This window comes from Paracoccus shandongensis (genome assembly GCF_017315735.1).
GTDB classification, from domain to species: domain Bacteria; phylum Pseudomonadota; class Alphaproteobacteria; order Rhodobacterales; family Rhodobacteraceae; genus Paracoccus; species Paracoccus shandongensis.
In genome coordinates, this window is sequence record NZ_JAFLRK010000015.1 from 63,092 (window position 1) to 71,189 (window position 8,098).

Annotated in this window: 8 protein-coding genes; 4 read left to right on the top strand and 4 right to left on the bottom strand. The window is 68.1% G+C overall.

What is annotated here, in order from left to right:
- Positions 1-68: 68 nt before the first annotated feature.
- Genes JX613_RS11250 through JX613_RS11265 form a run of 4 tightly spaced genes read right to left on the bottom strand, consistent with a single transcriptional unit; the run spans position 69 to position 3,771 of the window.
- The gene (locus JX613_RS11250) at positions 69-962 is read right to left on the bottom strand and encodes an esterase-like activity of phytase family protein (RefSeq protein WP_207101558.1); all 894 of its coding nucleotides are present in this window, start codon (positions 960-962) and stop codon (positions 69-71) included.
- Complete coding sequence (mepA, locus tag JX613_RS11255) at positions 935-1,798, bottom strand: penicillin-insensitive murein endopeptidase (protein ID WP_207101559.1); 864 nt, start codon at positions 1,796-1,798, stop codon at positions 935-937. The genes JX613_RS11250 and mepA overlap by 28 nt, the downstream gene beginning before the upstream one ends.
- On the bottom strand, positions 1,795-3,195 hold the full coding sequence (locus JX613_RS11260; RefSeq protein WP_237168514.1) for an MFS transporter: 1,401 nt from the start codon (positions 3,193-3,195) through the stop codon (positions 1,795-1,797). Before JX613_RS11260 ends, mepA begins: the two co-directional genes overlap by 4 nt.
- A gap of 15 nt (positions 3,196-3,210) precedes the next feature.
- Positions 3,211-3,771: an acyl-CoA thioesterase gene (locus JX613_RS11265; protein WP_207101560.1), complete on the bottom strand. Its 561-nt coding sequence runs from the start codon at positions 3,769-3,771 to the stop codon at positions 3,211-3,213.
- 132 nt (positions 3,772-3,903) lie between these two features.
- On the opposite strand from JX613_RS11265, the gene JX613_RS11270 reads away from it, so the two are divergent.
- The 4 genes from JX613_RS11270 (at position 3,904) to msrQ (ending at position 7,849) form a co-directional block, all read left to right on the top strand.
- Positions 3,904-4,197: a YggT family protein gene (locus JX613_RS11270; RefSeq protein ID WP_207101569.1), complete on the top strand. Its 294-nt coding sequence runs from the start codon at positions 3,904-3,906 to the stop codon at positions 4,195-4,197.
- Positions 4,197-6,242, top strand: a complete 2,046-nt coding sequence (recQ, locus tag JX613_RS11275) for a DNA helicase RecQ (protein ID WP_207101561.1) — start codon at positions 4,197-4,199, stop codon at positions 6,240-6,242. Before JX613_RS11270 ends, recQ begins: the two co-directional genes overlap by 1 nt.
- Positions 6,243-6,329: 87 nt before the next feature.
- Positions 6,330-7,226 carry a protein-methionine-sulfoxide reductase catalytic subunit MsrP gene (gene msrP / locus JX613_RS11280; protein ID WP_207101562.1) on the top strand — a complete coding sequence of 299 codons (897 nt, stop codon included), beginning with the start codon at positions 6,330-6,332 and terminating at the stop codon, positions 7,224-7,226.
- Positions 7,226-7,849, top strand: coding sequence for a protein-methionine-sulfoxide reductase heme-binding subunit MsrQ (gene msrQ / locus JX613_RS11285; protein ID WP_207101563.1), 624 nt, complete (start codon positions 7,226-7,228; stop codon positions 7,847-7,849). Before msrP ends, msrQ begins: the two co-directional genes overlap by 1 nt.
- Positions 7,850-8,098: the final 249 nt, after the last annotated feature.

An 8,098-nucleotide genomic window follows, 5' to 3' on the forward strand; every position in this document is an offset into this window, starting at 1 on the left:
GTCGCGGAACAACTCGGCCCCGCGCCATGCGGGACAGGGCGCGCTTTAGGCGTGGCGCGAGCGGATTGTCAATCGCGCAGCCGGTATTCCACCAGTTCGGTCCGCTGCAGCGCCAGGAAATTATCGTCCGAGATCATCGTCAGCCGGATCCCCTGCCCGTCGTGCCAGACCGCCAGCCCTTCCAGGTTGTCGTATTGCAGGGGGCGGGTGGTCAGCAGGATTTCCTCGTTCACGGGGCCGGTGTCGGTCAGCTGCATCCGCCTGACACGCGAGGCAAAGCCCAGGATGCCGCGAAAGTCGCGCTCCAGCAGGTAGAACCAGCCGTCGGGGCCGAAATCGGCGGCCACCGCCAGCCACCGGGGATCGCGCCGGATTTCCCCCGCCCGGTTCCAGCGGTTGTCGCGGAAGGTCAGGATGGGGAAGGGCAGGTCTTCGCGCCCCGAGCGTTCGGGCAGGGCGTAAAGGGTGCCGTCCCGGATCGCCAGGGCTTCCAGCCCCGAATTGATCCTCATCCCCGGCCCCTTCGGCGGCGGACGCAGCGCCGTGGCCCTGGCGTCGGGGCCGTCATAGCGGGCGACGCGGTCCAGCCCCTCGAAGCTGATCCAGAGGGTGCCGTCCTCGCCCACCGCCAGCCCCTCGCTGTCGCCGGTATAGCCGGGGGGCAGGGGGATGCCCTTGCTGTCCTTCAGATGCGTGCGCCCGGCGATGTTCAGCGCCCGGATCACGCCCTGCGAATCGCGGTCGATGCTGCCCCAATAAAGATGCGCGCGGTCGGTCAGGGCGTGGAAGCCGCTGCCGTCCGGGCTGATCTCGATGCCGGAAAAGCCGCCGAAGCTGTCGTCGTCGCCGGACCAGACGAAGGTGCCGACATAATCCAGCGACGCCGCCGGCGCAGGAATGCCGGCTGCCGTCAGGACCAGCGAAAGCAGCGCGCCTAGGGCGCGCCGGCAACAGAGCGGCATTGGGACGGCAATTCGGAAAGGCGGAAGGTCCGGGGGTGGCGATAGTCGGGATCGGGCGGCACGGGCTCGACCCGGCCGGGGTCGATGCGGTTGCGGATCCATTCGGCCGCCTCGGCGCAGCCGTCGCCCGGCGGGGGCGCGGGCTGGCGGTCGCAGACCGATCCGCGCGGGCAGGCCAGGCGGACATGGAAGTGATAGTTGTGGGCGTTGATGGGGCGGATCTTGCGCAGCCAGGCGCGGTCGCCGCGCTCCATCTGGCACATGGCGACCTTGGCGACCGGATCGACCAGGACGCGTTCCACGCGCGGGTCGCGGGCGGCGGCGCGCATGATCGCCATGTGCCCGCCGTTCCAGACATTCGTCAGCCCGACCCCGCGCTTGTCGGTGATCGAGACCGAGGACAGGTTTTCGCGCTGCTGCGGCGACAGGTTCAGCGACGACGGCGGCAGCATCCAGATGTCCGCATCCAGCCCCAATTGGTGGCTCGCGTGCCCCGAGGTCATGGGCCCGCCGCGCGGCTGGCTCATGTCGCCGATGTAAAGGCCGCGCCAGCCCGCCTGCTGCGCGGCCTGCGACAGGCCCACCAGGAAGTTCACCAGATCGGGATGGCCCCAGTTGCGGTTGCGGGACAGGCGCATGGCCTGCCAGCTTGGCCCGCTTTCGGGCAGTTGCACGAAGCCCTGCCCGCAGCCCTTGGAATAGAAGCCGATGGACACGGCAGGCCCTTGCGAGGCGCTGCGGAAGCTGCCGAAGACATCCTTGGCCAGCGGGTCGGCGGACGCGGGCAGGGCCAGGCCCGCCAGGATGGCGGCGGCGGTCAGGATTTTGCGGATCACTGCTCTCCCTCTCCTTCGGGTTTCACCCAGACTAGCAGGATCAGCGACAGGATGAACAGTCCGATCAGCGGCGAGATGCCGATCCGCTGGTTGCCGCTGGCATCGGTGACAAGGGCGATCAGCAGGGGCGCCAGGAAGGCCGTGGCCTTGCCGGACAGGGCGTAAAGGCCAAAGCCCTCGGTCGCGCGGGCAGGCGTCGTGTGGCGGACCATCATCGTGCGGCTGGCGGCTTGCAGCGCGCCGCCCGCCCCGCCGATCAGCGCGCCGCAGCCGAAGAAGACCAGATCGGGGATGTGAAGGCGGCCGAAGATCGGGTTCTGCGGCAGGGCCAGGCCGAACAGCGTTTCGCGGTCCATGCCGACCACGACCAGGCAGACGCCGGTCAGGATCAGGATGGTGGCGATGATCACGGGCTTCGGGCCATAGGCCCGGTCGGCGCGCCCGCCCGCCCAGCTGACGATGGCCGCGGCAATGGCGCTGACCACGCCGAAGACGCCTGCCAGGAAGACCGGCCAGCCCAGCACCGTGCCCGCATAAACGCCGCCGAACCCGTAAAGCGCGTTCAGCGCGTCCCGCGACAGCATCGAGGACGCCAGCCAGGCCGCCAGGCTGCGGCGGTGGCGCAGGCTGCGGATCAGCGCCCACAGGTCCGCCATGGCCGCGCCGATGCGCAGGGGCCGGCGGGGCCCGCGCGGCTCGCGCACCCAGAGGAAGAAGGGGATCATGAAGACGGCATACCAGACCGCCACGAAGGGTCCGACGAAGCGCGTGCCCTCGCGTGCCGCCGGGTCCAGGCCGAACAGCGGGTCGATGCCGATCAGGGTCTTGCCCGAGGGCGTTTCCTGGAACAGCGCCAGCATGAGCACCAGCGACAGCACGCCCCCCAGGTAGCCAAAGGCATAGCCGGATCCCGACAGCCGCCCGATCTCGGCGCGCGGGGCAAGGCCCGGCAGCAGGGCGTTGGTGAAGATGGTGGCGAACTCGACCCCGATCAGGCCGATGCCGAACAGCACCACCGCCTGCACCAGCGGCGGCTGGTTGGGCACCAGGAACCACAGCCCGGCGGACCCTGCCACATAAAGGACCGAAAAGAACCGGATCCACGGCATCCGCCGCCCCGAGCTGTCGGCGACGGCCCCCAGGACCGGCGCGCCGAGCGCGATGACGATGCCGGTGGCGGACAGCCCATATCCCCACAAGGCCTGGGCCTGCGCGCCCGCCAGCCTCAGGTCGCCGCCGATGGTCAGGAAATGGCGCTGCGCGATTTCGGCGAAATAGACCGAGAAGATGAAGGTCAGCAGAAGCGTATGAAAAGGCTGGCTGGCCCAGTCGAAAAACCACCAGCCCCAGATCCGTTTGCGGTCCATCCGCCCCCCAAGCGCGCGTTCGGGCGTCATAAGGCCCAAGGGCCGTCAGGCTGGCAAGTGGGCTTTTGCGTCAGGGGGAAGCTGGGGCGGCCAGGGGCGCTGCGCATCCGCATCCGCCCAGGCGGCGATCCAGCCGGGCAGGGGCGGGCTGTCGGGCGAGGCGCCAAGGGCCGCCATGACCTGCGCCGGCGGGACGATGCCGGCGGGGGATGTGATGGCCGCGCGGATCAGCACCTGGTTGCAGCAGTCGTCCCCCTTCCACATCGACTGGTCCATATAGATGAAGCGGTGGTCCCAGCCTGCCACGCGCGAGAACATCGTGAACCGCTCGAACGCGCGGATGCGGCGGCGATAGCGCACCGAACTGCCCGCGACCGTGATGCCCCATTTCCGTTCCCGCAACACCGGGATCAGCCCGCTGCGCTGCGCCATGGGAATGCGGCCCAGGTCGAACAGGGTCAGGGTGCGGCCGTTGTTCAACTCGATCCAGGGGTCCAGATCCCAGGGCCAGCAGATGTGGGTCGAGACATGCGTGCCCGTCACCGCCAGTCGCGGAGCGTTGCGGAACTTGGCCATCTCCTTGGCGAAGCGGAACAGGGGATACATCGGCGTCTCCTTCGGCTGCGGGCAGGGGTGGCCCCGGCCCACGCGATCGTCAACGGGGAACGCTGCGGCAACTTGCTTGCGGACGGGGGCGCGCATCCCCATAACAAGCCCGAACGAAGAACCGAGGGCATGATGGGAACGCTGTACGAGGCCTTGCAACTGATCCTGCAAGTGGTGTGGTTCGTGATGATCGTCCACATCATCATGTCCTGGCTGATCAATTTCCAGGTCTTGAACCTGCGCCAGCCGCTTGTCGCGCAGGTCTGGGACGGGCTGAACCGTTTGCTTGAGCCGATCTACCAGCCGATCCGCAACGTGCTGCCGAACACCGGCGGGCTGGACCTGGCGCCTCTGGTGCTGTTCATCATCATCATCATCCTGCAACGCGCGCTGGCCAACAACGCGGGCTTCTTCTACGGGATGTGATGACGCCCCAAGTCTTATCTGGCGACTTGCTGCGACAGGTCTGGGGCTTCGACGGTTTCCGCCCCGGCCAGCAAGAGATCGTCGAGGCCGTGGCCGCGGGCCGCGACGTGCTGGCGATCATGCCCACGGGGGGCGGCAAGTCGCTGTGCTTCCAACTGCCCGCGCTGATGCGGGACGGGGTGACGGTCGTCATCTCGCCCCTGATCGCGCTGATGCGCGACCAGGTCCGCGCCCTGCGCGAGGCGGGTGTTGCGGCAGGCGCGCTGACCAGCGGCAACACGGACGAGGAAACGGACGCCGTCTTCGGGGCCTTGTCGCGGGGCGAGCTGAAGCTTCTCTACATGGCGCCGGAACGGCTGGCCTCGGGCGGTACGCTGCCCCTGCTGCGCCGCGCGGGCGTGACCGCGATCGCCGTGGACGAGGCGCATTGCGTCAGCCAGTGGGGCCACGACTTCCGCCCCGATTACCTGCGCATCGGCGACCTGAAGCGCGCGCTGGACGTGCCCCTGGCGGCCTTCACCGCGACTGCGGATCCGGAAACCCAGGCCGAGATCGTCACGCGCCTGTTCGACGGCCAGGCCCCCGTCACCTTCCTGCGCGGCTTCGACCGCCCGAACCTGCGGCTGGCCTTCCAGCCCAAGGACAGCCCCCGCAAGCAGGTGATGGGTTTCGTCGCCGCCCGGCGCGGCCAGTCGGGCATCATCTATTGCGCCAGCCGCGCGCGCACGGAAACGCTGGCTCAGGCGCTGACCGAGGCAGGCCATGCGGCGGTGGCCTATCATGCGGGGCTGGAGGCCGAGGTGCGCCGTCAGGTCGAGGCGCGGTTCCAGCAGGAAGACGGGCTGATCGTGGTGGCCACCATCGCCTTCGGCATGGGCATCGACAAGCCCGACATCCGCTGGGTGCTGCACGCCGACCTGCCCAAGTCGATCGAGGGCTATTACCAGGAGATCGGCCGCGCGGGCCGCGACGGCGATCCGGCGGACACGCTGACGCTTTACGGTCCCGACGACATCCGCCTGCGCCGCACGCAGATCGACGAGGGCCTGGCCGACCCCGCCCGCAAATCCGCCGACCACGCGCGGCTGAACGCCCTGCTGGGCCTGGCCGAGGCGACCGGCTGCCGCCGCCGCAAGCTCTTGGCCTATTTCGGCGAGGATCTGGCCGGGGATTGCGGCAATTGCGACCTGTGCCAGGCGCCGCCCAAGCTGTTCGACGCCACGCAGGCCGTGCGCAAGGCCTTGTCGGCCATGGTGCGGACCGGCGAATGGTTCGGGGCCACGCATCTGATCGACATCCTGACCGGCAACACCACCGAAAAGGTGCGCGAACGCGGCCACGACCGCCTGCCGACCTTTGGCGTGGGGCGCGACCACAGCCGCGCCCAATGGCAGGCGATCTTCCGCCAGATGATGGGCCGCGACCTGTGCCGCCCCGACCCCGAGCGCCACGGCGCGCTGCACCTGACCGAGGCCGCCCATCCCGTGCTGCGCGGCGAGGAAAGCGTGACGCTCCGCCACGACACCACCGCGTCGAAACCCGCCACGGTCCTGCGCACCCAGGTCAGCGAGGAGGACGAGCCGCTTCTGTCCGCGCTGAAGGCCAAGCGCCGGGCGCTTGCCGAGGCCGCGCGCGTGCCCGCCTATGTGATCTTCCCCGACCGCACCTTGATCGAGATGGCCGAGAAGCGCCCGCAGACCCTGGACCAGATGGCCCAGGTCGGCGGGGTAGGGGCCAAGAAGCTGGAAAGCTATGGCCGCGACTTCCTGGCGGTGATCGCGGGCGACGTGCCCGACATGCACCCGCAGCGCCGCAAGCTGGCGGGCCGCCCCGAAGGCGCGTTGTTCGACAGGCTGGTGGCGGTGCAGACGGATCTCATGCGCGGGCCGGACGGGACGGAAAAGCCCTTGTCCTGTTCCACCGCCCAGATCCGCCGCATCGCCGAGGCCAGGCCCACGGATGAAGCGGCCCTTGCCCGCCACCTGGACCCCGCGCGGCTGGACCGTTTCGGCGCGGCCTTCCTGCGGGAAATCGCAGCGGCTTGATGGAAATGTCAGTGTAAAGTGAACGTGATGCCCTGCCAGGGGCGTTTCTGCATCACTATCCTGATGCGGCATTCCCTGGAGGATACCATGACACTTCGCTGGTCCGACGTCACGCCGAAAGCCGATTACCTGAATCGCCGGGCCTTTATCGCCGCCGGGGCTGCCGCGATGGCGACGCCCGCCTGGGCGCTGACCGGCAAGCCCTCGGCCCTGTCCACCGGTCAAAAGCCCAACACGCTGGAAGAAATCACCAACTATAACAATTTCTACGAATTTGGCATGGACAAGACCGACCCGGCGCGCAACGCAGGCGCCCTGGTCACCGATCCCTGGTCGGTCGAGATCGGCGGCCTGGTGGACCGCCCCGGCAGTTACGGCGTCGATGACCTCGCCCCCGCCAAGGCGCTGGAGGAACGCATCTATCGCCTGCGCTGCGTCGAGGGCTGGTCGATGGTGATTCCCTGGATCGGCGTGCCCTTGGCAAGCGTGCTGGACAAGGCGGGCGTGAAGCCCGGGGCAAAGTTCGTCTCCTTTGAAACGCTTTACCGCCCCGAGCAGATGCCGGGCCAGAACCGCCCGCTCCTCGACTGGCCTTATAAAGAGGGCCTGCGCTTGGACGAGGCGATGCACCCGCTGACCATCCTGGCGACGGGCCTTTACGGCGAGGTGCTGCCCAACCAGAACGGCGCGCCGATCCGGCTGGTGGTGCCGTGGAAATACGGCTTCAAGTCCATCAAGTCGATCGTCAGGATCACCCTGACCGACCGCCAGCCCATGTCCACATGGGAACAGATGCAGCCGTCCGAATACGGTTTCTATGCCAACGTGAACCCGCAGGTCGATCACCCCCGCTGGTCCCAGGCCACCGAACGCCGCATCGGCGCGGGCCTGTTCGGCGGGCGAGAGGAAACGCTGATGTTCAACGGCTATGGCGACCAGGTGGCGCAGCTTTATGCCGGGATGGATCTGGCAAGGAACTATTGATGCGGGCCGCGCTGAACGGCTGGCTGCGCCGCATTCCCGTCTGGGCGGTGTGGCTGGGCGGGCTGGTTCCCCTGGCGCTGCTGGTCTGGGACACGCTGACCGGGGGCTTGGGCATCGACCCGGTCCGCGACATCGAACACCGGCTGGGGCGCACCGCGCTTTATTTCCTGATCGCCAGCCTGGCGGTGACGCCCGTCCTGCGCATCCTGGGCGTCAGCTTCATGCGCTTCCGCCGCGCCCTGGGCCTGCTGTGCTTCACCTATGCCGCGCTGCATGTGCTGTCCTGGGCGGTGATGGACATGGCGCTGCTCTGGGGGGCGATCGTTCGTGACGTGGTCAAGCGCCCCTATCTGGTCTTCGGCATGGCGGCCTTTGTCATGCTGCTGGCCTTGGCCCTGACATCGAACAATGCCTCGATCCGCCGCATGGGGGCCGCGTCCTGGCGCAGCCTGCACCGGCTGGCCTATGTCGCCGCGCCCCTGGTCACGCTGCACTGGATCTGGGCCTTGAAGACCTTCCCCCTGGAGCCCGTCCTGTGGCTGGCCGCGATTCTGCTGCTTCTGGCGTCCCGTATCGCGGTCCCGCGACCGATCCGCCGGGGCGCTGCGGCGGCGGCCAAGTAAGAATCGTTAACAAACAGTGGGTTGCTAAAAATGTAACGGTTCGGCGAAAAAACTTGCAAAAAGCCTCTTGCCCTTCCCCTCCCCTCTCCGTAAATACCGCTTCACCGAAGGCGGGAACGCTGGTTGGGACGGAGGGACGGTCTGGATGGATCGGGACTTCGGGGACATTTCTGGGGATTGATGACCGGACGTGGCGTCGTGAGAGTGGCGCTTGTTCCGTGATTTTGGTCCTCTTGCTTTTTGACATTG

Coding starts and splice junctions, on each gene's coding strand:
- JX613_RS11260 (WP_237168514.1), bottom strand. CDS start 3,195: ATGACGCCCGAACGCGCGCTTGGGGGGCGGATGGACCGCAAACGGATC.
- msrQ (WP_207101563.1), top strand. CDS start 7,226: ATGCGGGCCGCGCTGAACGGCTGGCTGCGCCGCATTCCCGTCTGGGCG.
- JX613_RS11265 (WP_207101560.1), bottom strand. CDS start 3,771: ATGTATCCCCTGTTCCGCTTCGCCAAGGAGATGGCCAAGTTCCGCAAC.
- msrP (WP_207101562.1), top strand. CDS start 6,330: ATGACACTTCGCTGGTCCGACGTCACGCCGAAAGCCGATTACCTGAAT.
- JX613_RS11250 (WP_207101558.1), bottom strand. CDS start 962: ATGCCGCTCTGTTGCCGGCGCGCCCTAGGCGCGCTGCTTTCGCTGGTC.
- recQ (WP_207101561.1), top strand. CDS start 4,197: ATGACGCCCCAAGTCTTATCTGGCGACTTGCTGCGACAGGTCTGGGGC.
- JX613_RS11270 (WP_207101569.1), top strand. CDS start 3,904: ATGGGAACGCTGTACGAGGCCTTGCAACTGATCCTGCAAGTGGTGTGG.